Source organism: Bradyrhizobium sp. AZCC 1719 (assembly GCF_036924525.1).
Taxonomy (GTDB): domain Bacteria; phylum Pseudomonadota; class Alphaproteobacteria; order Rhizobiales; family Xanthobacteraceae; genus Bradyrhizobium.
The window spans coordinates 1678478-1703570 of sequence record NZ_JAZHRU010000001.1; the positions used below are offsets into that span (position 1 = coordinate 1678478).

At 63.9% G+C, this 25093-nt stretch carries 23 protein-coding genes and 1 pseudogene; 20 read left to right on the forward strand and 4 right to left on the reverse strand.

The genetic code is table 11. From position 1 onward, the window contains the following. Window positions 1-44 precede the first annotated feature (44 nt). Window positions 45-1946 (reverse strand): molecular chaperone DnaK, encoded by a 1902-nt coding sequence (gene dnaK / locus V1292_RS08025; RefSeq protein WP_334371617.1) that lies wholly within the window; start codon window positions 1944-1946, stop codon window positions 45-47. 557 nt (window positions 1947-2503) lie between these two features. On the opposite strand from dnaK, the gene V1292_RS08030 reads away from it, so the two are divergent. Both V1292_RS08030 and pncA read left to right on the forward strand, forming a co-directional pair. Next, window positions 2504-3442 carry a hypothetical protein gene (locus V1292_RS08030; protein WP_334371618.1) on the forward strand — a complete coding sequence of 313 codons (939 nt, stop codon included), beginning with the start codon at window positions 2504-2506 and terminating at the stop codon, window positions 3440-3442. Window positions 3443-3564: 122 nt separating this feature from the next. Beyond that, window positions 3565-4278, forward strand: coding sequence for a bifunctional nicotinamidase/pyrazinamidase (pncA, locus tag V1292_RS08035; protein WP_334371620.1), 714 nt, complete (start codon window positions 3565-3567; stop codon window positions 4276-4278). 44 nt (window positions 4279-4322) lie between these two features. Here the strand turns inward: pncA and grpE are convergent, their stop codons facing one another. Beyond that, window positions 4323-4937, reverse strand: coding sequence for a nucleotide exchange factor GrpE (gene grpE, locus V1292_RS08040; protein ID WP_334371622.1), 615 nt, complete (start codon window positions 4935-4937; stop codon window positions 4323-4325). Between the two features lie 100 nt (window positions 4938-5037). Next, the gene (gene hrcA, locus V1292_RS08045) at window positions 5038-6126 is read right to left on the reverse strand and encodes a heat-inducible transcriptional repressor HrcA (RefSeq protein ID WP_334371624.1); all 1089 of its coding nucleotides are present in this window, start codon (window positions 6124-6126) and stop codon (window positions 5038-5040) included. 281 nt (window positions 6127-6407) lie between these two features. Between hrcA and rph the strand changes: the two genes are divergently transcribed. Genes rph through hemW form a run of 3 tightly spaced genes read left to right on the forward strand, consistent with a single transcriptional unit; the run spans window position 6408 to window position 8924 of the window. Then, window positions 6408-7121, forward strand: a complete 714-nt coding sequence (rph, locus tag V1292_RS08050) for a ribonuclease PH (RefSeq protein ID WP_334371626.1) — start codon at window positions 6408-6410, stop codon at window positions 7119-7121. 11 nt (window positions 7122-7132) lie between these two features. Continuing rightward, a complete protein-coding gene (gene rdgB, locus V1292_RS08055; RefSeq protein WP_334371627.1) occupies window positions 7133-7762 on the forward strand; it encodes an RdgB/HAM1 family non-canonical purine NTP pyrophosphatase in 630 nt (209 codons plus the stop codon). Then, on the forward strand, window positions 7755-8924 hold the full coding sequence (hemW, locus tag V1292_RS08060) for a radical SAM family heme chaperone HemW (RefSeq protein ID WP_334371629.1): 1170 nt from the start codon (window positions 7755-7757) through the stop codon (window positions 8922-8924). Before rdgB ends, hemW begins: the two co-directional genes overlap by 8 nt. Window positions 8925-9053: 129 nt before the next feature. Here the strand turns inward: hemW and V1292_RS08065 are convergent, their stop codons facing one another. Beyond that, a complete protein-coding gene (locus V1292_RS08065; protein WP_334371631.1) occupies window positions 9054-10268 on the reverse strand; it encodes a penicillin-binding protein activator in 1215 nt (404 codons plus the stop codon). A 230-nt stretch (window positions 10269-10498) separates the two neighbouring features. Between V1292_RS08065 and rsmI the strand changes: the two genes are divergently transcribed. From rsmI to V1292_RS08140, 15 genes and pseudogenes are all read left to right on the forward strand, one after another. Next, a complete protein-coding gene (gene rsmI, locus V1292_RS08070; RefSeq protein WP_334371633.1) occupies window positions 10499-11452 on the forward strand; it encodes a 16S rRNA (cytidine(1402)-2'-O)-methyltransferase in 954 nt (317 codons plus the stop codon). Beyond that, a complete protein-coding gene (locus tag V1292_RS08075) occupies window positions 11439-11852 on the forward strand; it encodes a YraN family protein (protein WP_334371634.1) in 414 nt (137 codons plus the stop codon). Before rsmI ends, V1292_RS08075 begins: the two co-directional genes overlap by 14 nt. 29 nt (window positions 11853-11881) lie before the next feature. Beyond that, complete coding sequence (gene gshB, locus V1292_RS08080) at window positions 11882-12829, forward strand: glutathione synthase (RefSeq protein ID WP_334371635.1); 948 nt, start codon at window positions 11882-11884, stop codon at window positions 12827-12829. 293 nt (window positions 12830-13122) lie between these two features. After that, window positions 13123-13953 (forward strand): hypothetical protein, encoded by an 831-nt coding sequence (locus V1292_RS08085; protein ID WP_334371637.1) that lies wholly within the window; start codon window positions 13123-13125, stop codon window positions 13951-13953. 194 nt (window positions 13954-14147) lie between these two features. Then, window positions 14148-15131 carry an MBL fold metallo-hydrolase gene (locus V1292_RS08090; protein ID WP_334371638.1) on the forward strand — a complete coding sequence of 328 codons (984 nt, stop codon included), beginning with the start codon at window positions 14148-14150 and terminating at the stop codon, window positions 15129-15131. A gap of 297 nt (window positions 15132-15428) precedes the next feature. After that, complete coding sequence (locus V1292_RS08095) at window positions 15429-15611, forward strand: hypothetical protein (protein ID WP_334371640.1); 183 nt, start codon at window positions 15429-15431, stop codon at window positions 15609-15611. Between the two features lie 83 nt (window positions 15612-15694). Further along, window positions 15695-17233 (forward strand): YifB family Mg chelatase-like AAA ATPase, encoded by a 1539-nt coding sequence (locus V1292_RS08100; RefSeq protein WP_065746343.1) that lies wholly within the window; start codon window positions 15695-15697, stop codon window positions 17231-17233. Window positions 17234-17385: 152 nt separating this feature from the next. After that, a complete protein-coding gene (napE, locus tag V1292_RS08105) occupies window positions 17386-17580 on the forward strand; it encodes a periplasmic nitrate reductase, NapE protein (protein WP_334371642.1) in 195 nt (64 codons plus the stop codon). A gap of 7 nt (window positions 17581-17587) precedes the next feature. Then, window positions 17588-17884 (forward strand): 4Fe-4S dicluster domain-containing protein, encoded by a 297-nt coding sequence (locus V1292_RS08110; protein ID WP_334371644.1) that lies wholly within the window; start codon window positions 17588-17590, stop codon window positions 17882-17884. Beyond that, a complete protein-coding gene (locus V1292_RS08115) occupies window positions 17881-18168 on the forward strand; it encodes a chaperone NapD (RefSeq protein ID WP_334371646.1) in 288 nt (95 codons plus the stop codon). The genes V1292_RS08110 and V1292_RS08115 overlap by 4 nt, the downstream gene beginning before the upstream one ends. Then, on the forward strand, window positions 18149-20644 hold the full coding sequence (gene napA / locus V1292_RS08120) for a periplasmic nitrate reductase subunit alpha (protein ID WP_334371648.1): 2496 nt from the start codon (window positions 18149-18151) through the stop codon (window positions 20642-20644). Before V1292_RS08115 ends, napA begins: the two co-directional genes overlap by 20 nt. Further along, window positions 20617-21114, forward strand: coding sequence for a nitrate reductase cytochrome c-type subunit (locus V1292_RS08125; protein ID WP_334371649.1), 498 nt, complete (start codon window positions 20617-20619; stop codon window positions 21112-21114). Before napA ends, V1292_RS08125 begins: the two co-directional genes overlap by 28 nt. Window positions 21115-21123: 9 nt before the next feature. Continuing rightward, window positions 21124-21816 carry a cytochrome c3 family protein gene (locus V1292_RS08130; RefSeq protein ID WP_334371650.1) on the forward strand — a complete coding sequence of 231 codons (693 nt, stop codon included), beginning with the start codon at window positions 21124-21126 and terminating at the stop codon, window positions 21814-21816. 306 nt (window positions 21817-22122) lie between these two features. After that, window positions 22123-22590: a hypothetical protein gene (locus tag V1292_RS08135; RefSeq protein ID WP_334371651.1), complete on the forward strand. Its 468-nt coding sequence runs from the start codon at window positions 22123-22125 to the stop codon at window positions 22588-22590. 224 nt (window positions 22591-22814) lie between these two features. Further along, window positions 22815-25054, forward strand: a pseudogene (locus V1292_RS08140) (ATP-binding protein). The last annotated feature ends 39 nt before the right edge of the window (window positions 25055-25093 follow it).

The following is a 25093-nucleotide window of genomic DNA, read 5'->3' on the forward strand; positions in this document are numbered from 1 at the left end:
GAGCCGTGCGCTCTTTTGGATGAGGGTCATGATCGAAAGCCCGCTTATGCCGACTTCTTGTTGTTCTTGTCGTCGTCGACCTCGGTGAACTCCGCGTCGACCACGTCATCCTTGGCAGCATCCCGCTTGGCGTCCGCCTCGGCCTGCTGCTTGTACATGGCCTCGCCGAGCTTCATCGAAGCCTGCGCCAGCGTGTTGGTCTTGGCCTTGATGGCCTCGGCGTCGTCGCCCTTGAGCGCTTCCTTCAAATCGCTGACGGCGTCCTCGATGGCGCGGCGCTCTGAGTCTTCCACCTTTGAACCGTGCTCGGCCAGCGCCTTCTCGGTGGAATGCACCAGCGCGTCGGCATGGTTCTTGGCGTCGACCGCCTCGCGTCGCTTCTTGTCCTCGGCCGCATTGGCCTCGGCGTCCTTGACCATCTTCTGGATGTCGGCTTCGGAGAGGCCGCCGGATGCCTGAATCCGGATCTGCTGCTCCTTGCCGGTCGCCTTGTCCCTGGCCGAGACGTTGACGATGCCGTTGGCGTCGATGTCGAAGGTGACCTCGATCTGCGGCATGCCGCGCGGCGCCGGCGGAATGCCCATCAGGTCGAACTGACCGAGCACCTTGTTGTCGGCCGCCATTTCACGCTCGCCCTGGAAGACGCGGATGGTGACGGCATTCTGGTTGTCCTCGGCTGTCGAGAACACCTGGCTCTTCTTGGTCGGGATCGTGGTGTTGCGGTCGATGATGCGGGTGAACACGCCACCCAGCGTCTCGATGCCGAGCGACAGCGGCGTCACGTCGAGCAGCAGCACGTCCTTGACGTCACCCTGCAGCACGCCCGCTTGAATGGCCGCACCGATGGCGACGACTTCGTCCGGGTTGACGCCCTTGTGCGGCTCCTTGCCGAACAACTGCTTCACGACCTCCTGGACCTTCGGCATGCGGGTCATGCCGCCGACCAGCACCACTTCGCCGATTTCGGCGGCGGTCAGGCCTGCGTCCTTCAGCGCCTTGCGGCAGGGCTCGATGGTCTTCTGAACGAGATCGTCGACCAGCGCCTCGAACTTGGCGCGGGTCAATTTCATTGTCAGATGCTTCGGCCCGGTCTGGTCGGCCGTGATGAACGGGAGGTTGATTTCGGTCTGCGTCGTCGAAGACAGCTCGATCTTGGCCTTTTCGGCCGCCTCCTTCAGGCGCTGCAAGGCGAGCTTGTCGTTGCGCAGGTTGATGCCCTGCTCCTTCTGGAACTCATCGGCGAGATAACCGACCAGGCGCATGTCGAAATCTTCACCACCGAGGAAGGTGTCGCCGTTGGTGGACTTCACTTCGAACACGCCGTCGCCGATCTCGAGAATCGAGATATCGAAGGTGCCGCCGCCGAGGTCGTACACGGCGATAGTGCCCACCTTCGTCTTGTCGAGACCGTAGGCCAGCGCTGCCGCCGTCGGCTCGTTGATGATGCGCAGCACTTCGAGACCGGCGATCTTGCCGGCATCCTTGGTGGCTTGGCGCTGCGCGTCGTTGAAGTAGGCGGGAACGGTGATGACGGCCTGCTCGACCTTCTGGCCGAGATGGGCTTCCGCGGTCTCCTTCATCTTCTGCAGGATGAAGGCCGAGACCTGCGAGGGCGAGTAGGTTTTGCCGTCGGCTTCGACCCAGGCGTCGCCGTTCGATGCCTTGACGATCTTGTAGGGAACGAGCTTCTTGTCCTTCTCGACCATCGGGTCGTCGTAGCGGCGGCCAATCAGGCGCTTCACCGCAAAGAACGTCCGCTCGGGATTGGTCACCGCCTGGCGCTTGGCGGGCTGGCCAACGAGGCGCTCGCCGTCATCGGTGACGGCAACGATCGAAGGCGTCGTGCGCATGCCCTCCGCGTTCTCGATGACTCTTGCAGTCTTGCCATCCATTACGGCGACGCACGAATTCGTGGTGCCGAGATCGATCCCAATGACCTTTCCCATGGTCCTCATATCCTTCTTTTTGCGGCAGGTTGGCTGGGCCCTGGACGGCGCACCTAACCGAACCCCCAACGTTCAAATACTCGCGATATTGCGACGGTGAGCCTCATATAGGAGGGGGGGTTGTGCCTGCAAGGACCGAGCGCAAGCTTAGGGCCTGAAAAGGCTGGCGTTTGAAAGATTGTGCCGCCTGGGGCCGGCCCCCCGCGCCGCGACCGGCGTTAAGAAATCGGCAACTCCTTTGTCGCTCACACCCCGAAGCGTTGCACGGCGATACGGCAGCATCCTCACGGCGTGGACCGCCGCCGGTTGAGCGGACGCGGTATTTGGCCGCTGGAAGCGCCCCAAAAAAGCGCTCGGAGACTGGGCAGAATGCCGCGAAAGGCCAACATATAGGAGCGAGGCGAGGGAACGGACGCCCGCCCTGCCCTGTTGCAGGGACACCAAAACCGCTAAAAGCGGGCCGAACGGAACGACCCAGTCGCGCCCCGAGGCCCAGATTCCACCAGCTCCACCGTCCGATCTTTGAACGGCCTCCATGCAAACCCGGTAGACCATCCATGAAGCCACTTAGATACTTTGCTGCGGTTGCCCTCCTCGTTGCCGCCACCTCCTCCGCGTTCGCCGCGGACCCGGTTTTCCCGCCGGGCGCCAGGGTCGGCATGACGCCGCTGGTCGGCCTCAACAAGGCCAGAACGTTCACGGGATTCGAGACCGAAGACCAGGGCGTCAAGGTCCTGGTCGCCGACCTGCCCGCCGAGGCCTATGGCGAGGTCGCCAATGCCTTCAAGGCCAATCCCGGCGGCACTGCCGGCATCAAGCCGGAGAGCATCGAGACCAAAGCGGGGCTCGCCTACTACACCGTCGAGAACGCCAAGGACGGCGCCACCAACGTGCGCCGCTATTCCATGATCCTGCCCGGCCCAACCTTCTCTGGCTACGTCGCCGTGCAGGTGCCCGAGAACGCCTCGAAGATCTACACCGACGATGCCGTGCGCCAGATGTTCGCATCGGCCGTGATCCGCGTTGAGGTTCCCGTCGAGGAACAGCTCGGGATGATGCCGTTCAAGATCGGCGAGCTCTCGAGCTTCAAGAACGTCCGCACGTTGGCGCCGGGCGCCGCCCTCATTCTCTCCGACAGCGACGAAAAGAAAGGCTTCGAGGTCGCGCCTTTCATGATCATCGGCCTGATCGGCTCGACGGCGGCGTCGCCTGACGATCGCGGCCGCTTTGCCCAGCAGATCGCGACCACCATTCCCGGCGTACGCGACGGCAGGATCACGATGTCGGAGCCGGTCCGCATCGATGGCCAGCCCGGCTACGAGACCCGGATCGACGCCATCAGCGGCAAGGACAATACGCCGGTGACGATCGTGCAATGGCTGCGGTTCGGCTCCCAGACCTCGATGCGCATCATCGGTTCTTCGCCGCGCGATGATTGGACCAAGGCGTTTCCGCGCTTCCGCGCCGTGCGCGACGGAATCCGGCCGCGAGCCTGATCGCGAAATTCGAAAAAAGCGCGCGCCCTGATGTTCAGGACGCGCCGAAATTTCGGGCTTTCGTTCGTACACCAATGGAACTAGCCTTCCCCCTGCCGGGTTCACGACAGGGGAGACGCGCTATGCTTTCTCGCAGGCTGGTTCTGACAGGCTTTGGCGCGGTATCCGTCGTCCCCCTCCTTCCAACGATGCTATGGGCTGCGCCAATGAAACCCGACGACGCCTCCGCGCTCCTCGTCATCGACGTGCAAAACTGCTTCCTGCCGGGCGGCAGCCTCGCCGTGAAAGACGGCGACCAGGTGGTGCCCATCATCAACCGCATCGCCAAGGGCTTTGCCAATGTGGTGATGACGCAGGACTGGCACACCGCGGGCCACGTCTCGTTCGCTTCCACCCATTCCGGCAAGAAGCCGTTCGAAACCATCAATCTCCCCTACGGCAAGCAGGTGCTGTGGCCGGATCATTGCGTACAGGGGACCGAGGGAGCGTCGCTGTCAAAGGACCTCGCGATCCCGCATGCCGGCCTCGTTATCCGCAAGGGTTTTCGCAAGGACATCGACAGCTATTCGGCCTTCACCGAGGCCGACGGCAAGACCACGACGGGGCTGGCCGCATACCTGAAGGCGCGCAAGGTGAAGCGGGTTTACCTCGCCGGCCTTGCGACCGATTTCTGCGTGGCATGGAGCGCGCTGGATGCGCGCAAGGCGGGCTTCGAGGCCTATGTGATCGAGGACGCCTGCCGCGGCATCGACACCCAGGGCTCGCTCGCAAAAGCCTGGGCCGACATGACCAAGGCCGGCGTCAAGCGCATCCAGTCGAGCGATATCGCGGCTTAGCAATCTCGTGGTGGCGGAGCAGCGCTACGCGCTGCACCGAGATGTTAGCTTTGCTCTGAAGGAGCAGCCGCCGGCGCGGCCTTGGCGCCGCCCTTCGACACGCCGACCAGTGCCGGGCGCAGTATGCGTTCGCCGATCATGAAGCCGGCCTGCACGACCTGAACCACCGTCCCTGCGGGGACGGACGGATCGGGCACTTCGTACATCGCCTGCTGGAAATTCGGGTCGAACTTCTCGCCGGACGGATCGAACTTCTTGACGCCGTTCTTCTCCAGCGTGTTGAGCAGCGAGCGCTCGGTCAGCTCGACGCCTTCGATGAAAGCCTTCAGCGCCGGATCGGCGCTGGCCTTGGTTTCGGCCGGCATGGCATCGAGCGCGCGCTGCAGGTTGTCGGCGATTTCGAGAATGTCGCGGGCGAAACCGGTGATGCCGTAGGCGCGCGCGTCGGCGACTTCCTTGGCGGTGCGCTTGCGCAGGTTTTCCATCTCCGCCAGCGTGCGCAGCATCTTGTCGCGCGCTTCCGCCGCTTCCTTCGTCAACGCCTCGACCGATCCTTCCTCGGGATCGTCGGGCATGATGTAGGGTTTTGAGACCACGGGCTCGCCGGTCTGGTTGGCGGGTTGTGCCCCGTCGTCACTCGGCCGGTTGGGATCGGTCATAAGACTGCCTTCTCAAAAAACGCATCTGGTTGGATGGGGATTTGCTGAGCGGGATATCGTGCTTTAGGGGCCGAAAATCAAGCGGTCGATTCGTGGCGGATCAGCCGCCCAGCATCCGGCTGACAATGCGGGCGGCGTAATCCACCGTCGGAATCACCCGCGCATAGTTCAGCCGTGTCGGCCCGATCACGCCGAGAACGCCGACGATGCGGCCCGACGCGTCGCCATAGGGTGCAATAATGGTCGAGGAACCGGACAGCGAGAACAGCTTGTTCTCCGATCCGATGAAGATCCGCACGCCCTCGGCGCGCTCGGCCCGGCCGAGCAGATCGATCACGCCGCGCTTGGTCTCGAGATCGTCGAACAGCGACTTGACGCGTTCGAGATCTTCCAGCGCGTGCAAATCTTCCAGCAGGTTGGCGTGCCCGCGCACGATCAACTGCCGGTCCTCGTTTTCGCCGCCCGACCAGCTCGCAATCCCCGCCTCGATCACCTTCTGCGTCAGTTGGTCGAGCTCGATGCGGCTCTGCGCCATCGCGGTTTCGAGCTCTAACCGCGCTTCGGCGAGCGTCCGGCCGCGAATTCGCGCATTGAGAAAATTGCTCGCTTCGGTCAGTGCCGAGGAAGGCACGCCGGGCGGCAGCGTCAGCACGCGGTTTTCGACCTGGCCGTCTTCGCCGACCAGCACGACAAGCGCGCGCTCGGGCTCCAGCCGCACGAATTCGATGTGTTTCAGCCGCGAATTGGATTTGGCGGTCAGCACCACCGCAGCCGCCCGCGTCAGGCCGGACAGCCGCGTCAGCGCCTCGCCGAGCGCCGCCTCGACCGATTGCGCCCTGCCGACGGAGGCAAGCTGGTTCTGGATCGATTCCCGTTCGGGTTCGGTGAGATCGCCGACCTGCATCAGGGCGTCGACGAAGAAGCGCAGACCGAGTTCGGTGGGCAGGCGGCCGGCCGAGGTATGTGGCGCATAGATCAGGCCGAGCGCTTCGAGGTCCGACATCACGTTGCGGACGGACGCCGGCGACAGCGGCACCGCGATCAGGCGCGAGATGTTGCGCGAACCGACGGGGTCGCCGGTCGCGAGATAGCTCTCGACGATTTGACGAAAAATGTCGCGCGAGCGCTCGTTGAGCTGGGCGAGCCCCGCATGCGGCGCGATCAGGCCAATCGGATCGTGGTGGGCCACTGTTAACTCCCTGATACCCCTAATTTGTCGATCCGGCCCGCCGATGACAAGCGTCCGCTTTGCATAGCGTTTTCGAGCGAAGCGTGCCCTCGGACTTGATCCGGGGGTGGCCGCCGGTTCGCGTAAAGAAAACGCGTCAAAACAAGAGGGTAGAGGTCCGGTTCTGATTGATTCAGAACCGAACTCTACCCCGAAACAAGGCAAAAGCCCTTGCCGCTGCCCGCTCCCCCTCCTACAAGCACCGCGAACGAATTTTCGCTCGATTTTTGGAAGGATTCCCCATGCGGCCGAGCCGCCGTGCGCCCGATCAGTTGCGCCCCGTGTCGCTGGAACGCGGCGTGGTCAAATATGCCGAAGGTTCCTGCATGGTGAAGTTCGGCGACACCCATGTGCTGGTCACGGCCACGCTGGAAGAACGGCTGCCGCCCTGGTTGAAGGGCCAGGGCCGTGGCTGGGTCACCGCCGAATACGGCATGCTGCCGCGCGCCACATTGGAGCGTACCCGCCGCGAGGCCGCCGCCGGCAAGCAGGGCGGCCGCACAGTCGAGATCCAGCGGCTGATCGGCCGCTCCCTGCGCGCCGCCATCGACCTCGAAGCACTCGGCGAGCGGCAGATTACGGTCGATTGCGACGTGATCCAGGCCGATGGCGGCACCCGCACGGCCTCGATCACCGGTGCCTGGGTGGCGCTGGCCGACTGCATCGGTTGGATGAAGAACCGCAACATGCTGAAAGCCAACGTGCTGCGCGACAATGTCGCCGCGATCTCCTGCGGCATCTATCAGGGCACACCGGTGCTCGACCTCGACTATGCCGAGGATTCCGAGGCCGAGACCGATGCCAATTTCGTCATGACCGGCGACGGCCGCATCATCGAGGTGCAGGGCACCGCCGAGAAGACGCCATTTTCGCAGGACGAGTTCCTGGCGTTGATGGAACTGGCGCGCAAGGGTGTCGCGCGTCTGGTGGACTTGCAGAAGCTGGCTGTGGCGTAGTCTGATCGCACATGCACCGTCGAATCACCGGCCGGCTCGTGATCGCGACCCACAATCCCGGCAAGCTCGCCGAGATGCAGGAATTGCTCGCGCCGCACGGCGTCGAGGCGGTCTCCGCGGGCGAGCTGGGCCTCGGCGAGCCCGAGGAAACCGGCCAGACGTTTCGGGCCAACGCCGCGATCAAGGCGATCGCGGCGGCGAAAGCCGCGCAATTGCCGGCGTTTGCCGATGATTCCGGTCTCGTAGTCGATGCGCTCGACAGCGCGCCCGGAATCTTTTCGGCGCGCTGGGCCGGCAATGGCAAGGATTTTATGGCGGCGATGACAAGGATCGAGCGCCTGTTGCAGGAACGCGGCGCGACCATGCCCGACAAGCGCAAGGCGCATTTCGTCTCGGCTCTCTGCGTCGCCTGGCCCGATGGGCATCTCGAAGAGGTCGAGGCCCGCGCCGATGGAACCCTGGTCTGGCCGCCGCGCGGCACCGCCGGTTTCGGCTATGATCCGATATTCCTGCCCGACGGGCACACGCGGACCTTTGGCGAGATGACTTCCATCGAAAAGCACGGCCTGCCGCCGCTTGGACTTGGCTTGTCGCACCGGGCGCGCGCGTTCGTCAAACTGGCGGAGATCTGCCTTGGCTAGTCGCGAGCGACCCCGCCCCAAAGATGCCTTCGGCGTCTACGTGCACTGGCCGTTCTGCCTGTCGAAATGCCCCTATTGCGATTTCAACAGCCATGTCCGCCACGCACCGATCGACGAGCAACGTTTTGCGCGCGCGTTCGCGCGTGAGATCGAAACCACGGCGGCGCGCGCACCGGGGCGGACCGTCACATCGATCTTTCTCGGCGGCGGCACGCCTTCCTTGATGCAGCCGCAGACTGTCGGCGCGATTTTGGATGCGATCGGAAAGCACTGGCGGGTCGCCGGCAATGTCGAGGTCACGCTCGAAGCCAATCCGACCAGCGTAGAAGCGACGCGGTTTCGCGGCTATCGCTCAGCCGGCGTCAACCGTGTCTCGCTCGGCGTGCAGGCGCTCGACGACGCCTCGCTGAAAGCGCTCGGACGGCTGCATACCGCGCGCGAGGCGCTCGATGCGGTCGCGATCGCGCGCACCGCGTTCGACCGCTATTCGTTCGACCTGATCTACGCCCGCCCCGACCAGACGCCGCTTATGTGGGCGGACGAACTGAGGCTCGCGATCTCCGAAGCCGCCGAGCACCTCTCGCTCTACCAACTCACCATCGAGGAAGGCACGCCGTTCTTCGGCCTTCACGCCGCAGGCAAACTCAAGACACCGGACGAGGCGGTGGCGCGTGCGCTCTACGACGTCACGCAGGAAGTCTGCGCGCATCATGGCTTGCCGGCCTACGAGATTTCCAATCACGCGCGCGAAGGCGCGGAGTGCCAGCACAATCTCGTCTATTGGCGCGGTGAGGAATATGCCGGCATCGGTCCCGGCGCACATGGCCGCCTCGACATCGATGGCACACGGCACGCGACCGCGACCGAGAAGCGCCCGGAGGCCTGGCTGATGCGCGTCGAGGCCAACGGCCACGGCGTCGTCACCGACGACCACCTCAACAGCGAAGAACGCGCCGACGAATTCTTGCTGATGGGATTGCGGCTCGCCGAGGGCATCGATCCCAGGCGCTATGCGGCATTGTCCGGTCGCGCGCTCGATCCGAACCGCATCGCCATCCTGCGCAACGAAGGCGCGATATCCGTCGACTCCGACGGAAGATTGCGCGTGACGAAGGACGGCTTCCCGGTGCTCGACGCGGTGGTGGCGGATCTCGCCGCGTAACAGCCGTCGTTCCTGCGAAACCAAGAACCCATACGCCGCGGCCCGCGCAAACGGCACAAGGCGCGACGCCCTCTTTCAACATCAGCAATGGTGGTTATGGGCCCCCGCGTTCGCAGGGGCGACGAAAGATCACGCTCCAAAACTCTTCGGCGAGCCGGCGACCGGCGTACTGCCGCCGCTTGCGACTTTCATCACCGCAAGCCCGCGCTCGTTGGTGCCGTCGGAACGGAATCGGAAGAGCCCGTCGATGCCGGCGAAGCCGGACGGGTTGGTCAGCGTCTCCGGCGCAAAGCGCTGGCCGCCCTGCTGCTTCGACAGCGCAGCAACCAGCGCGACGGCATCGTAAGCGAGCGTTGCGGTGCGCACGGGGTCCGTGCCGTATTTGGCGCGGTAGCGGCCGGAGAAGGCGCGGAAGCCCGACGGATCCGGCGCAGCATAAAGCCCGCCCTGCAACGTCGCGCTGGCATAGACGCGCGGATTGTCCCAGAGTCCCGTGCCGAGCAACTGGATGTTTCGCAAATTCGCGCCCGCCGAGGTCAAGGCATCCGCCGCTGCCACGACCGATTCGCCGTCGTCGGCGATGAACAGCGCGTCCGCCGAGCCGAGCGATTGCGCCACCGTCCGCGCCGCGCCGGCACGATCGGCGGTGTATTTCTCGAAGGCGACGAGACGGCCTTTGCGGCCGACCGCCTGCTTGAACGCCGCTTCCACCACATTGCCATAGGCGTTGTCGGGCAACAGCGCCGCAAACGATCGCTTTCCGATGCCGGCGGAATAATCGACGATCCGGTTGACGTCGGATTCGGGCAGGAAGCTCAGCAGATAAACCCCGCGTCCGGCGACGCTGGAATCGGTCGAGAACGCGATCACTGGAATGTTCCGCGCGCGCGTCAGTTGCGCGGTCGCCGGCACCGAGGCCGCAAACAGCGGGCCCAGAACGATTTCCACGCCTTCGCCGAGCGCCTCCTGGGTGACCTGCTGGGCGCCCTGCGGACTGCCGCCGTCGTCCTTGATCAGAAGCTGAATGTTCGGATTCTGGAATTCCGCCAGCGCCATCTCGGCCGCGTTCTTCATGGATTGCGCGGCGACCCCGGCATTGCCGGCGGCCGAAAGCGGCAGGATCAGGCCGACCTTGACCTGCCCGGTGCCGACGGCGAGCGGCTGCTGCTGCGGGCCTGGCGGCCCCTCGGGCGCTGACGGGCCAAACGGGCTGGAAATCTGTCCACCACCGGAGCAGGCGCCGAGCAGGGGCGCGCCGAGGATAAGACCAAGTGCCGTCCGCCGGGTCGGGCCTGACGGCCGCGAGTCCGGGGATCCAAGCTTGCGATTGAACGGGCCTTCCATTCTGTCTCTTCTCTTGACCGACCGCCGTCGGCCAGGATTCCGGCCTTCTGGGCCGAGGCACCTGAACCGCTACTGAACCCAATTGGGATTCTGCATATTGTCGAGAATTAGTTAACCAAAACAAAAGGATTACGGCCTCGCCGCCCGTGGCCCGGCCGCGGGGGGAACTTCGTCTTTGCCGCCATCCGCCGGATATGGCGCTTGCCCCAAGACCCCTCTAGATTGCCGATATGCGCGCAAAATCCAGTTCAAACTACGGCTTCGATACCGAACCGGGTTCGGCCAACCGAACATTCTTGATTGGCGGCCACCTTCTGAATGCCCCGAAGCCGGTTCCCGGCCTCTATCTGGTGGCAACCCCGATCGGCAATCTCGGCGACATCACTTTGCGCGCGCTGGAGACCTTGGCCGGCGTCGACATCATCGCCTGCGAGGACACCCGCATCACCCGCCGCCTGATCGAGCGCTATGCGATTTCGGCAGAACTCAAGCCGTATCACGAGCACAACGCGGCGATGGCACGGCCGAAAATCCTGGAGCGGCTGGCGCAGGGCGCTTCCATCGCGCTGGTGTCGGACGCCGGCACGCCCCTGATCTCCGACCCCGGCTTCAAGCTGGTGCGCGAGGTCTCTGCTGCCGGCCATACCGTGATCGCGGTGCCCGGTGCGTCCTCGGTGCTGACGGCGCTTTCGGTCGCAGCGCTCCCGACCGACCGGTTTTACTTCGAGGGATTTTTGCCGGCCCGGCAAGTTTCGCGGCGGACGCGGCTGGCCGAATTGGCAAGGATCGACGCCACGCTGGTGATGTTCGAATCCGGCAACCGCGTGCAGGAAACACTCGCCGACCTCGCCGAGATCATGGCCGGGCGCGACGCCGCGATCTGCCGCGAACTGACAAAGCTGCACGAGGACATCAAGCGTGCCCCCATCGCCGAGCTGGCAAGGACGGCCGATACGCTGGAAACCCGCGGCGAGTTCGTGCTCGTGATCGGCCCGCCGCGCAAGGACGCCGATGTCATGACCCAGCATGACCTCGACGACCTGCTGCGATCGCGGCTTTCGCGCGAAAGCGTCAAGGACAGCGTCGCGCACGCCGTCGAGCTCTCGGGCCGGCCGCGCCGCGAAGTCTATGCCCGCGCGCTGGAGCTCGCGAAGGAAGTAAGAGGCAGCGATGGCGAAGACTGAAGGCCCGTCGCCGCCAGACGCCGTGGCAAAGCTCGCTGCGCCCGAGCGGGTCGCAGCGTTTCGTACCGGGCTTTCCGCCGAAAGCCGCGCCGCCGCCTATCTGATGGCAAAAGGCTACCGCATTCTCGCCAAACGCTTCCGCACCCCCTATGGCGAGATCGACCTGGTGGCGAGGAAGCGCAGTTTGATTGCCTTCATCGAGGTCAAGGCGCGCGCCAGCCTCGATGACGCCGCCTATGCCGTCACGCCGCGCCAGCAGGCCCGCATCATCGACGCCGCCCAAGCCTGGTTGATGGCGCATCCCGAGCATGCCGAATTCGAGCTTCGTTTTGACGCCGTCCTGATTGCGCCCAGGCGTCTGCCACGCCATCTGTTAGCGGCATTCGACGCCAGCGTTTAAGATCCCCTCCAGAGACCCGGACCTCACTCATGAAACTGAATGTCGCCGTCCAGATGGACCCCATCGCGCGTATCAACATCCGCGGCGATTCGACCTTTGCCCTGATGCTGGAAGCGCAAAAGCGCGGGCATGGACTTTCCTATTTCACGCCGGACCAGCTCTCGCTGCGCGGCGAGGAGCTGGTGGCGCCGGTGCAGCACCTCACCGTGCGCGACGAGGTCGGCGATCACTTTACGTTGGGAGAGCCGAAGCGCGAGCCGCTCGAAGCCTTTGACGTCATCCTGTTGCGGCAGGAGCCGCCGTTCGACATCGCCTACATCACCTCGACGCATTTGCTGGAACGAATCCATCCCAGGACGCTGGTCGTCAACGATCCCGCCAGCGTGCGCAACGCGCCGGAAAAGATGTTCGTGCTGAACTTTCCTCAGCTAATGCCGCCGACGCTGATCTCGCGCGACCTCGACGAAATCAATTCGTTCCGCGATGAGCATGGCGCGGTCGTCATGAAGCCGCTGCACGGCCATGGCGGGGCCGCCGTGTTTCGCGTCATGCCGCAGGACATGAATTTCGGCTCGCTGTTCGACATGTTTTCCGTCACCTTCAGGGAGCCCTGGGTGATCCAGCGCTTCCTGCCCGAGGTGAAGCACGGCGACAAGCGCATCATCCTGGTCGACGGCGAGTTCGCCGGCGCCGTCAACCGCGTCCCCGCTCCCGACGACCTCCGCTCCAACATGGTGCGCGGCGGCGCGGCGCAGGCGACCGACCTTACCCCGCGCGAACGCGAGATTTGCGACACGCTGGGCCCGGCGCTACGCGAACGCGGCCTGCTGTTCGTCGGCATCGACGTGATCGACGGCAACCTCACTGAGATCAACGTGACCTGCCCGACCGGCATCCGCGCCATCCAGCGTCTCAACGGCCCGGATGTCGCCGGGAAGATCTGGGATACCATCGAGAAGAAGCGCACCGGGAAATAGTTTCGCCCTCGCGCGACCAACTCATTCGCAGCGCGCCCATACGCGACCAGACTTAGGCCGGATGAGCCGGATGAATTGCGTGCGCCTCCTGCCGGCCGATTGGAACCGACGAGGAGAGCCGCGGCACCGTTGTGCTACGCCGCCGGGGGCGGCCCGCTGGATTGCAGGACGCTATCGCCATGTGATGCCATATTCTACCATCATGCGGCCATTCTTTGGGCAAGACTGCACGGAGCGCTGCCGGATGCTCGGCCGGCCACCTTCGGATGACATTGGACGGAAAGGAAACGCCAATGAACTCCACACCTACACCGAAAGAAACTGAACCCCACGATGCCCTGAGCGCGCGTGCCGATGAGAGGCTCACGCAGGCCCACGAACAGATCAAACGCGCGGATGAGCAGCTCGCGCGTCTGACTGAACAGGTTGAAAAAATGGAGCGCGATGCCGCGCATCCGCCTGCGGCCCGACCTGGCCCGCAATCACCGGAGAAAAGGCCGGCGCTCCGCACCCTCGCCGCCTTGCCCCTGGCAGCGTGCATCATTGTCGCTGCGCTGATTTTGCAGTCGTCCTATAGCGGCGGAGCCAAGCAGGTTGTCGCTTGGTGGGCGCCGCAGCCCGTTTCATCGCCACCATTGCCGCCGGAAACTCCGCCAGCTCCCGCGCAGCCCGCTCCATCTACCGTTGAGGTGGCCGCGGCGGAGGCAGCACCACCGCAAGCGTCCTCGCCGCCGCAAGCAGCGCCCCCGCAGGCAACATCCTTGGCTCAGGCCGCACCACCACAAGACGCCCCGCCGCCAACTACAGCGGCTGGTCCCGACCAGACCCAGTTGCTGCAAACGATCGCGCGCGACCTCGCGAACCTGGAGCGAAACATCGAACAGCTCAAGGCGAACCAGCAACAAATGGCGAGCGACAATGCAAAGGCCATTGGGGAGATGAAGGCAAGCCAGGAAGAGATGAAGCGCGATCTCGCGAAGGTTTCCGAGCAGAACCCGCCCAAGGCGTCAGCGCCTCCGAGGCAGCCGGCTCCGACCTTGCGCAAACCAGAGCGGTCGCCGCCGCAAGCGAGATCGCGGCCTCGATACCCAAGGGAGTGGATGTACGACGACTACGATTGGTAGCTGTCGATGCTGATCTTCGAAATCTGTTCTGCAACATCGCCGCGACGCGCCGCGGAAGCGTCATCGTCATTTTCGCATCCCTGTCGTGCCTCCTCGTCCCACTTGCCAATTTCGGGAAGCGGGAGCAGCCTGCAGGCACGGATGAGTTCGTCCGGGCACGTACTGCAATCAATAAAATTAGTGGAGGAAGACGCATGACGACGAATCTTTCGCGACGGTCTTTGCTTGCGCTCGGCGCAGGACTCGGAATGGGCCTTGGCGCTTCAACGATGCTCGGCGGCAGCGCTCTGGCCAAGGCGCCAAAACTCGGCACGCAGACGCCCTACTGGCACCGCTTCATGCTCGGCGACGCCGAAGTGACCGTCGTCTCCGACGGCCCGCTGCCGCTCGGCGATCCCACCGGCACGTTTACCGGCGTGCCGAAGGAGGAAGTGAAGAAGATGCTGTCCGACAACTTCCTCAACCCCGACAACGTCGTGCTCGAGCAGAACTCGCCGATCGTGAACACCGGCGACAAGCTGATCCTGTTCGATACCGGCATGGGCACGTTAAAGGCATTTGGCCCGACCACCGGCCAGCAGCAGAAGAACATGATGGCGGCCGGCATCAAGCCTGGAGACATCGACGCCGTGGTGTGCTCGCACGCCCATATCGATCACATCGGCGGCCTGGTCGGCGCCGACGACAAGCCGTTATTCCCGAACGCGCAGGTCTACATCGCCCAGAGCGATTTCGATTTCTGGACCGATGAAGGCAAGCTCGGCAGTCCGTTGAAGGATTTTATCATTCATGCCCGCAAGAACCTGATGCCGGTGCGTGACCGTCTGGTGTTCTTCAAGGACAACCAGGAAATCCTACCCGGCGTTACCGCGCTGTCGGCGCCCGGCCACACCGTCGGCCACACCATTTTCATGGTCAGCTCGAAGGGCAAATCCTTCTGCTTCCTCGGCGACCTCTCGCATCACGCGGTGCTGCTGTTGGAGAAACCGCGGATGGAATTCTCCTACGACACCGACCCGAAGCAGGCGGCCGCCTCGCGGGTGAAGATGCTCGACATGCTCGCCGCCCAGAAGATCCCGGTCATGTCCTATCACTTCGCCTGGCCCGGCTACGGCCATGTCGCCAAGAACGGCGACGGTTTCAGGTACTATCCCGAACCGATGAACATGCAGCTCTGAGACGCAATATCCGGGGCCGGCAGTCGGTCCGGCCCCGGATCATCCAGGTGCCGGCGCTCGTGCGCGGGGCCCACACTTATTCGAGAGCCCCTCCCGAAGCAGGCGTGTCTAAGGAACCATAGCGGATCGCCGAAATTGGTTTTTTCCTCAGAGAGGAAGCATCATGAAACGCATCAAGGCCGCGACAAGATACCCGAGAGCAACATGAGCGTCAGGCCACAGGACCAGCAGGCGCCCAAGCCGAAATAATAAGGCCTGCATCTCGACCGCTTGGCAGCCAATATGGAGGCCCGGCAGATGACCAAAGACATGGTAGTGATCGGAGCCGGAATGCTCGTCGTCTGGCTCGCTGTGTGGAGCGTCCGGGGTAACCGCGAGAATGAGAGCCCTGCAAGGACAGAGGCGGTGCGCGTTCTCGCTGATGATCCGGCGCTGAAGCTTGTTTCTGAGCACAGCCCGTACATGCGAACGGAGCGCTAGGCCCTAGGCGCACAATGTTCTCTGAATGTTCTTGACTTGCTCTCCGGTTCCCCGCTACCTTCGATTGCGTCGCGGGGGGCAGCATGGTTGCGCGGGTATCTACCGTAGCTTTTGAGGGGATCGAGGCCCGCGCGGTCGACGTGCAGGTGCAGGTCGCGCCCGGGCTGCCGGCGTTTGCGATTGTGGGTCTGCCCGACAAGGCGGTGTCGGAGGCGCGCGAGCGGGTGCGCTCGGCGCTGATCGCCTCGGGGCTAGCCCTGCCGGCGCGGCGGATCATCGTCAATCTCGCGCCGGCCGATCTGCCGAAGGAAGGCAGCCATTACGATCTGCCGATCGCGCTCGGCCTGATGGCGGCGATCGGCGCGATCCCGCCGGATGCGCTCAACGGCTTTACCGTGCTCGGCGAACTCGGGCTCGATGGCTCGATCGCACCCGTAGCCGGCGTGTTGCCAGCGGCGATCGGGGCGAATGCACGCGAGGAGGGGCTGATCTGTCCCGCGGCGTGCGGCTCCGAAGCGGCCTGGGCAAGCCCGGACATCCAGATCATTGCGGCCAAATCGCTGATCCAGATCGCCAACCATTTTAAGGGCACGCAGGTGCTGTCACGGCCGCAGCCGAAGGTGCACGAGCCGGAAGCAACGCATCTGGACTTACGCGATATCAAGGGCCAGGAGAGCGCCAAGCGTGCGCTGGAGATCGCGGCGGCCGGCGGACATCATTTGCTGATGATCGGCTCGCCCGGTGCAGGCAAGTCGATGCTGGCGGCGCGGCTGCCTTCGATCCTGCCGCCGCTGTCGCCATCCGAACTTTTGGAAGTGTCGATGATCGCCTCCGTCGCCGGCGAAATCCGCGACGGCGCGCTGACCGCGCGGCGGCCGTTCCGCGCACCGCATCATTCCGCCAGCATGGCTGCGCTCACCGGCGGCGGCCTGCGCGCAAAACCGGGCGAAATTTCGCTGGCGCATCAGGGCGTGCTGTTCCTCGACGAACTGCCCGAGTTCGATCCGCGCGTGCTCGACTCGCTGCGCCAGCCGCTGGAGAACGGCGAGGTCTCGGTGTCCCGCGCCAACCACCGCGTTACCTATCCGGCGCGCTTCATGCTGGTTGCGGCGATGAATCCCTGCCGCTGCGGCCAGGCCTATGATCCCGGCTATTCCTGCAGGCGCGCACCGGTCGACCGCTGCACCGCGGATTACCAGATGCGCATCTCCGGCCCGCTGATGGATCGCATCGACCTGCGCATCGAGGTGCCGGCGGTCACCGCCGCCGATTTGATACTTCCTCCGCCAAGCGAAGGCTCTGCCGAAGTCGCAGCCCGTGTCGCCGCTGCCCGCAATATCCAGCTCGCGCGCTACGCCGCGGCAGGCATGCCGCACATCCGCACCAATGCCGAAGCACCGGCTTCGCTGCTGGAAACAATTGCGCAGCCGGATGCACAGGGGCAAAAACTTTTACGCGACGCCGCCGAAACCATGAAGCTGACTGCGCGCGGCTATCACCGCGTGCTGCGCGTCGCGCGCACGCTCGCCGACCTCGATCGGGCGGAAAAGATCGGCCGGCTGCATCTGGCGGAGGCGCTATCGTATCGCGCGCTGGCGGAGGATCTGCGAAGGGCGGCGTAGGCCGCGGCCGTCGGCTTGCCCGTTGCGACGACTTGTTACCCGAGGGAGTGTACTACGGCCTGATAGTCCGGCTGTCGCTGGAACCATGGCTGCAAAACTGCGTTCTGGCTCTCTGGATCGGCTTCGTCCCCCGAGGTCCCGCAGGCATCCGCATGGTCGACGCGTCCCAGAACGGCACACCACAGCGTAGGCCTGTCCCAAACAGTCGACGGGCCGAATTGATCGTATTCGCCATCATCGCCGCCTTCATCTGGCCGGTGGTCGCCGTCGGCGTGGTCGGCGGATACGGCTTTCTCGTCTGGATGTCGCAGATCATCCTGGGTCCGCCCGGCCCTCCGGGGGCATGACATCGCCATGAAAAACCAAGGACCTTCACCCCAAGGACCTTCACGCCGGGCACTGTTTCGCGGTCAACTTCTCTCCAAACCAATCGCTGTGATCGGCGATGGCTGCCTCGCCGAAGCCGGCATCGTCTGCCGATCCTGCGGCGATGCATGTCCTGCTTCAGCCATTCGTTTCCGGCCCCGAATTGGATTGCCGCCTCAGGCCATCGTCAATGAAGCCGCCTGCACCGGCTGCGGCGAATGCGTCGGCGCCTGTCCGGGCGACGCTGTCACGCTGGGCGCCGCGCGTCACGAGGCTGCCTCGTGACCGGGAAAGCCACCATTCACATCTCGAGCGCAGTCGTATCCGTACTGCCGGAACGCCGGGATGAGGTGTTGCGCAGGCTCGCTGCTCTGCCTGACGTTGAGGTCCATCAACGCGACGCCTCGAAGATCGTCATCGTGATGGAAGCGCCCGATAGCGGAATCCTCGGAAGCCGCCTCGCCGAAATCGCCTGCTGGCAGGGCGTGCTGTCCGCCAACATGGTGTTCGAGCAGATCGATGACCTCGTCGAGATCGGAGACCAGTCCCATGTCACTCTCGCGACGTGAACTATTGAAGGCACAGGCTGCTGCCGTTGCCGCAGCGGCAGCCGGCATCACCGTTCCAGCGATAGCGCAACCGGTGGCGGGCGGCATCGGATCGCTGGAGATCAAATGGTCGAAAGCCCCGTGTCGCTTCTGCGGCACCGGATGCGGGGTCATGGTCGGCGTCAAGGGCGGCAAGGTCGTCGCCACCCACGGTGACACGCTCGCCGAGGTCAATCGCGGGCTGAACTGCATCAAGGGGTATTTCCTTTCCAAGATCATGTATGGCGGCGACCGCCTGACCACGCCGCTGCTGCGCAAGAAAGGCGGCGTGTTCGACAAGAACGGCGAACTGACGCCGGTGACCTGGGACGAGGCCTTCGACGTGATGGCCGCGCGCGCCAAGACAGTGCTAAAGGAGAAGGGCCCGACAGCGGTCGGCATGCTCGGCTCGGGGCAGTGGACAGCTTATGAAGGATATGCCGCCACCAAGTTGATGAGGGCCGGCTTTCGCTCGAACAACCTTGATCCGAACGCCCGCCACTGCATGGCATCGGCGGCCTACGCTTTCATGCGCACCTTCGGCATGGACGAGCCGATGGGTTGCTATGATGACTTTGAAGCGGCGGACGCGTTCGTGTTGTGGGGCTCGAACATGGCCGAAATGCATCCGATCCTCTGGACGCGGCTGACCGATCGGCGCTTGAGCCATCCGCATGTGAAGGTGGCGGTTCTCTCGACCTTCACTCACCGCAGTTCGGATCTCGCCGACATCCCGATCGTTTTCAAGCCGGGCACCGATCTCGCCATCCTGAACTATATCGCCAACCACATCATCTCGACCGGCCGCGTCAACCAGGATTTCGTCAAGAACCACACGACATTTGTGAAGGGCACGGTCGACATCGGCTACGGCTTGCGCCCGGACCATCCGCTTGAAGTCAAAGCCAAAGGCGCGGCGACAGCGGGCGCGACGCAGGCGATCGATTTTGACGCCTATGCCGGCTTTGTGAAGGACTACACGCTCGAGAAAGTATCCGACCTCTCCGGCGTCGTACGCGGCTTCCTGCAGGAGTTGGCCGAGCTCTATGCCGATCCAAAGCGCAAGGTGATGTCGCTCTGGACGATGGGATTCAACCAGCATGTTCGCGGCGTATGGGCCAATCAACTCGTCTACAATCTGCATCTGCTGACGGGAAAGATTTCCGAGCCCGGCAATTCGCCGTTCTCACTGACAGGGCAGCCATCCGCCTGCGGCACAGCCCGCGAAGTCGGCACCTTCGCGCATCGTTTGCCTGCTGACATGACCGTCACCAATCCGGAGCACCGCAAGCACACCGAGGAAATCTGGCGCGTGCCGCACGGCATCATTCCGGACAAACCGGGTTATCACGCGGTCGAACAGGACCGGATGCTTCGGGACGGCAAGCTGAACTTCTATTGGATCCAGGTGAACAACAACCTTCAGGCCGCCCCGAACAGCTCGCGCGAGACCTATCCTGGTTACCGGAATCCGGACAACTTCATCGTCGTCTCCGATGCCTATCCGACCGTCACAGCGATGGCCGCCGATCTCGTTCTTCCCGCGGCGATGTGGGTCGAAAAGGAAGGCATGTTTGGCAACGCGGAGCGCCGCACCCATGTGTGGCGGCAGCTCGTCAACGCGCCGGGGGAGGCGCGCTCCGACCTCTGGCAGATCATGGAGTTTTCGAAGCGCTTCACCACCGACGAGGTGTGGCCGACGCAGATCCTGACCGACAACCCCAATTACCGCGGCAAAACGCTGTTCGACGCGTTGTTCCGGAACGGCAAGGTCGACAAGTTCGCGACCACTGAAATCCCCGCCGAGTACGACAATAGCGAGGCCAAGGCTTTCGGGTTCTACGTGCAGAAGGGTCTGTTCGAGGAGTACGCCGAATTCGGCCGCGGCCATGGCCACGACCTCGCGCCCTTCGACAGCTATCACGAAGTACGAGGATTGCGATGGCCCGTCGTCAACGGCAAGGAAACCAAGTGGCGCTATCGGGAAGGCCTCGATCCCTACGTTAAGCCGGGCAAGGGCGTCGACTTCTACGGCCAGCCGGACGGGCGCGCCAGGATCATTGCGGTGCCCTACGAGCCGCCCGCGGAATCTCCCGACAAGGAATACGATACCTGGCTGGTCACGGGCCGTGTACTCGAACATTGGCACTCGGGGTCCATGACCATGCGGGTACCGGAACTTTACAAGGCGTTTCCCGGCGCACGGGTATTCATGCATGCGGAGGACGCGCGCTCCAGAGGCATCAATCAGGGCGCCGAAGTCCGGGTAGTTTCGCGGCGTGGCGAAATCCGAAGCCGAGTGGATACCAAGGGACGCAACCGGATGCCGCGCGGCGTCGTCTTCGTTCCCTGGTTCGACGCCAGCCAACTCATCAACAAGGCGACGCTCGACGCAACCGATCCCATTTCCAAGCAGGCGGACTTCAAGAAATGCGCGGTCAAGATCATTCCGGTCTGAAGAGATTTCGAAGTCCCGTAGCAGGCGCTCTGCTCGGCGGCCTGCTGGTGTTCGTCTGCGGCGCGATCTACGCGCAGACCGCGCCCCAGATCGTGCCGCGGATTACCGGCGCCGCAGCGCCGATGGGAGATGTGCGGACACCGCCGTTGGCGCGGCCGATCGTCGATGACAAGCGGCTGATGCGCAATTATCCGGAGCAGCCGCCGATCATCCCGCACTCCATCGAGAACTATCAGCTCACGCTCAAGACCAATCGTTGCCTCGACTGTCACCGCCGACAGTACACTGAAGGCTCGGGTGCGCCGATGATCAGTGTCACCCACTTCATGGACCGCGACGGACAGGTTCTAGCCGACGTTACGCCGCGGCGATATTTCTGCACGTCGTGCCATGTCCAGCAGACAGACGCACGACCGCTCGTCCCCAACGCGTTCAAGGACATGCTGCTCGTCGGTTCAGAGAAGAAGTGAGAACCGGCGATGAAGCGGGTCAAGGAACTGCTGATCTGGTTCTGGCGCATTGCCAGCCGGCCGAGCACGCATCTGAGCCTGGGCGTGCTCGCACTCGGCGGCTTCATCTGCGGCGTGCTGTTCTGGGGAGCCTTCAACACCGCGCTCGAAATCACCAATACCGAGAAGTTCTGCACCTCCTGTCACGAAATGCGCACTAACGTCTTCGAGGAATTGCAGCACACGCCGCACTTCTCGAACCGCTCGGGCGTCCGCGCCAGTTGCCCCGACTGTCACGTCCCGCATAACTGGACCGACAAGATCGCCCGCAAGATGCAGGCTTCCAAGGAGGTCTGGGGCAAGATCTTCGGCACCATCGACACCAGGCAGAAGTTTTTGGATCACCGGCTCGAGCTCGCCAAGCACGAGTGGGCGAGACTGAAGGCGAATGATTCACTGGAATGTCGCAACTGCCATTCTGCCGTCGCGATGGACTTCACCAAGCAGACGCGGCGGGCTGCGGACATCCACGGCAAATTTCTCATCACCGGCGAGAAGACCTGCATCGACTGCCACAAAGGCATCGCGCATGAGTTGCCCGACATGACAGGCATTGAGCCGGGCTGGCGAGCACCACCCGAGTTGAGGGACCGCCAGAGTTTTCGCGGCAATCCGCGGGACGAACTTGCACGGTGCCTCGCCGTCACCCCAGCCGAACAATAGCGCGCGGCACGGCCTACGTGATGATCTCGACAGTTGAGAGCCGGTCGGGCGCAACGCGTCGCGAGATCGGCTCCTGATACTCTGTCGTTATCGCCCGGCTTGACCAATGGCCAACCTGACAGTGATGTGTCCGAACAGGTGTCAGCCATGTCTCCGGACTAAACAATGGCGCACGAAATCCTCTCGCCTCACGGATGCTGCCGCCACAAAGGACAACCCGCGTCAACACCGCGGTAACTAGTTTCCTTTACCCTCTGCCAACCATAGGTCCCATGTCGCGGACTTATGGTGAGCGAGTAGCGTGTCATGTTGCGTATGAAAATCCTGGCCTCGGTGATTCCGCTGGCCGTTGTCGCTCTGTTCGCGCGCAGCGAATTCTTGGCCGGTCCGCGGCCCTGCATCGAAATATCAGGCACTTCCGTCCGGATCGCCGCCCTCTCCTGGCAGGCGCACCGGCACGTCAGTTTCACCAGCGATCCAGGCCGCGCGACGGTGCGGGTCCAGATTACCGACAACGCGGAGGCGGCCGACTTCACCGTGATCGACGATATCGATACGGCCGAAGCCGGTGCCTGCGCGAGCAACGCGCCGCCGCTTCTGGTTGCGATCTCCCGAAATCCCTCAAGCTCCGATCCCGTGATCTACCTTTCCAGGGATGGACCGGCCGACCACCGCATCTTCGTGTCCTCGAAGAGCTTTTCGCTGCTCGATGCCGCCGCCCTGATCGTCGGCGCTCGCGGCGAGCGCCACCGCATCGAAGCGGCGTCGCTCTAGGTTTGGAGCATGGTCTTTTCGGAAAACCGGTTCCCACTTTGCGCGAAAGCGGCCCTCCGGGTCCGGACCTTGCTTGGTTAACCTTTCATTCACCCTGTTCTCATCGCGGCCGTCATGCGCTGGGAGCCTCAAGCACTTTGCAACGTCGGCAACGCATCGTCTTTCCGAGAGAAGCGGCGAAGCAGGCCGGGTCAATTCAAGCAGCAAGTTTAGGGTCATTGGCGATGGGACGGACTTTCCGGATCAAACTTCGCTTTCGCCGCTTCGGCCGCCGTCATCCCTGGCTTACGTTCGCGCTGCGCTCCTTGATGATCTTCTCGGTCGTGTTCGGCGGGGCCTTTGGCTTCATCGCCGGAGCCAAGGCGGAAAATTCCGGCTATGATCCGCACTCTTTTGCGATCGGCGTCGCCTTCCTGTTTGCGATCGCCTGCGTCGCGCTCGCCACCTTCAGCGTCCGCCTCCGCCTGCTGCGCAAGAAGATGCGCAAGGTCGCACTGCATAACGAAGTGTTGGCCGACCGGAACTGGGAATTGCAGGAAGCCGAGCAGCGCACCCGGCGGCTGTTCGAATCGCAGGGCGACCTGATCGTTCTGCGCAACGGCGAGGGTCGGATCACCTATGCCAATGACGCCTATTGCGAACTGGCGCAAATGCCGCGCGACGCGCTGATCGGCAGCCGCTTCGCGCTTACCGTTCTCGAACAGGGCGACACCGCGCTCGAACCGAGCGGCACCCGCGTTCACGACCAGCGGATCGAGGGACCGCTCGGCCCGCGCTGGATCGCATGGCGCGAAGGGTTCGTCCGCAACGACGCCGGAGAGCGAGCGGAAATGCAAAGCGTCGGCCGCGACGTTACTGATCGCACCGAGAGCGAACGCGCGCTGACCGAGGCCCGCGACCAGGCGGACGCGGCAAGCCGCGCCAAGTCGCGCTTCCTCGCGATGGCGAGCCACGAGATCCGCACACGCTCCGCTCAACGGCATCATCGGCATGAGCGGCCTGTTGATGGATACGCCGCTGACGCCGGAACAGGCGACCTATGTCAAGGCGGTGAAGACCTCCGGCGACGCGCTGCTCTCGCTGATCGAGGAACTCCTGGATTATTCCAAGATCGAGGCCGGCAAGATCGATCTCGAACATCGTCCGTTCGCCTTGTCGGGCCTGATCGAGGACATCACCGAATTGCTCGCGCCGCGCGCGGAGGCCAAGAAGATCGAGGTGGCCGCCTATGTCGACGAGCGGCTGCCGACGCACGTGATCGGCGACGCAGCTCGCTTGAGGCAGGTACTGCTCAATCTCGCCGGCAATGCGATCAAGTTCACCTCAACCGGCGGTGTTGCCCTGATCGTCGAGCCCGGCATCTGGCCCAATGAAATCAGTTTCCTGGTGCGCGATACCGGCATCGGCATCGCCCCCGAAGCACGCGAGCGGATCTTTCGCGAGTTCGAGCAGGCCGACGACAAGATCGCCCCGCAGCTACGGCGGCACCGGTCTCGGCTTGAGCATCTCCGACCGTATCGTCAAACGCATGGGCGGCCGCATCGCGCTGGCGAGCACGCCGGGCATGGGCTCGACATTCGAGGTGTCGCTTCCCCTTGCCGCCGCCGGCGGCGAACAGATCTCATTTGCGGCGCCGGATCTTTCCGGCCACTCGATCATGCTGGTCTCGCCCGCGAGCATCGAGGCCTCGCTGACCGCGCGGCGGCTGCAGCGCTGGGGTGGGCAGACCTGCATGGTATCAGACGCCAACGTCGCAGAGGCCCTGCTGCCCGAGCGCGCCTGGCACGCCGTGCTGATCGATCACGCGCTGGGGCTCGCCGAAATCGAACGGCTTGGCGAAGCCGCGCGGCTTCATGCCACCCAGCGCATCGTGATGTTTACGCCAGCGACGCGGCACGAAATGCAGCCGTCCGCCACTTCCGCCCTCACCGGCTATCTGGTCAAGCCGCTGCGCGCGGCCTCGCTCGCGGCGCGCATGACGGCCGCGCCGGAAGTGGCCGCACCGAGCCTGGATCCGGCCATCGACCCAAGCGAGACGCCGGCCGCGCCGTCAGCCAAGGGCCTGTCGATCCTGGTCGCCGAGGACAATCAGATCAATGCGCTGTTGATCCGATCGCTGCTCGGCCGACTCGGCCATCACGCCGTCATCACCACCGACGGCACCGAGGCGCTGGAGTCCTGGCTCTCGGCGAAATCCGCGGGTAGCCCCTACGATCTCGTCCTGATGGACATCCAGATGCCGCAGCTCAACGGCATCGAAACCACCAAGCGGATTCGTACCCTCGAATCCGGCGAGCCGGGTAGCCGGACGCCGATCCTCGCGCTCACCGCCAACACGCTGGTGGAAGATCGCTACGCCTGCTTCGAAGCCGGCATGGACGGATTCTTGATCAAGCCGCTCGACCGCGAAAAACTCGCCGAGGCGCTCGCCGGGCTGATCGCGTCACGGCACATTGCAGCGTGAGTGGGAGCAAAAGTCGTCACCGCGAACGCAGGGTTCGTA

What these genes read in the sequence shown, in the direction of transcription:
- dnaK (WP_334371617.1), bottom strand. Translation starts at nt 1,946, where the DNA reads ATGGGAAAGGTCATTGGGATCGATCTCGGCACCACGAATTCGTGCGTC.
- V1292_RS08030 (WP_334371618.1), top strand. Translation starts at nt 2,504, where the DNA reads ATGAAGCCACTTAGATACTTTGCTGCGGTTGCCCTCCTCGTTGCCGCC.
- pncA (WP_334371620.1), top strand. Translation starts at nt 3,565, where the DNA reads ATGCTTTCTCGCAGGCTGGTTCTGACAGGCTTTGGCGCGGTATCCGTC.
- grpE (WP_334371622.1), bottom strand. Translation starts at nt 4,937, where the DNA reads ATGACCGATCCCAACCGGCCGAGTGACGACGGGGCACAACCCGCCAAC.
- rph (WP_334371626.1), top strand. Translation starts at nt 6,408, where the DNA reads ATGCGGCCGAGCCGCCGTGCGCCCGATCAGTTGCGCCCCGTGTCGCTG.
- rdgB (WP_334371627.1), top strand. Translation starts at nt 7,133, where the DNA reads ATGCACCGTCGAATCACCGGCCGGCTCGTGATCGCGACCCACAATCCC.
- V1292_RS08065 (WP_334371631.1), bottom strand. Translation starts at nt 10,268, where the DNA reads ATGGAAGGCCCGTTCAATCGCAAGCTTGGATCCCCGGACTCGCGGCCG.
- rsmI (WP_334371633.1), top strand. Translation starts at nt 10,499, where the DNA reads ATGCGCGCAAAATCCAGTTCAAACTACGGCTTCGATACCGAACCGGGT.
- V1292_RS08075 (WP_334371634.1), top strand. Translation starts at nt 11,439, where the DNA reads ATGGCGAAGACTGAAGGCCCGTCGCCGCCAGACGCCGTGGCAAAGCTC.
- gshB (WP_334371635.1), top strand. Translation starts at nt 11,882, where the DNA reads ATGAAACTGAATGTCGCCGTCCAGATGGACCCCATCGCGCGTATCAAC.
- V1292_RS08085 (WP_334371637.1), top strand. Translation starts at nt 13,123, where the DNA reads ATGAACTCCACACCTACACCGAAAGAAACTGAACCCCACGATGCCCTG.
- V1292_RS08090 (WP_334371638.1), top strand. Translation starts at nt 14,148, where the DNA reads ATGACGACGAATCTTTCGCGACGGTCTTTGCTTGCGCTCGGCGCAGGA.
- V1292_RS08095 (WP_334371640.1), top strand. Translation starts at nt 15,429, where the DNA reads ATGACCAAAGACATGGTAGTGATCGGAGCCGGAATGCTCGTCGTCTGG.
- V1292_RS08100 (WP_065746343.1), top strand. Translation starts at nt 15,695, where the DNA reads ATGGTTGCGCGGGTATCTACCGTAGCTTTTGAGGGGATCGAGGCCCGC.
- napE (WP_334371642.1), top strand. Translation starts at nt 17,386, where the DNA reads ATGGTCGACGCGTCCCAGAACGGCACACCACAGCGTAGGCCTGTCCCA.
- V1292_RS08110 (WP_334371644.1), top strand. Translation starts at nt 17,588, where the DNA reads ATGAAAAACCAAGGACCTTCACCCCAAGGACCTTCACGCCGGGCACTG.
- napA (WP_334371648.1), top strand. Translation starts at nt 18,149, where the DNA reads ATGTCACTCTCGCGACGTGAACTATTGAAGGCACAGGCTGCTGCCGTT.
- V1292_RS08125 (WP_334371649.1), top strand. Translation starts at nt 20,617, where the DNA reads ATGCGCGGTCAAGATCATTCCGGTCTGAAGAGATTTCGAAGTCCCGTA.
- V1292_RS08130 (WP_334371650.1), top strand. Translation starts at nt 21,124, where the DNA reads ATGAAGCGGGTCAAGGAACTGCTGATCTGGTTCTGGCGCATTGCCAGC.
- V1292_RS08135 (WP_334371651.1), top strand. Translation starts at nt 22,123, where the DNA reads ATGTTGCGTATGAAAATCCTGGCCTCGGTGATTCCGCTGGCCGTTGTC.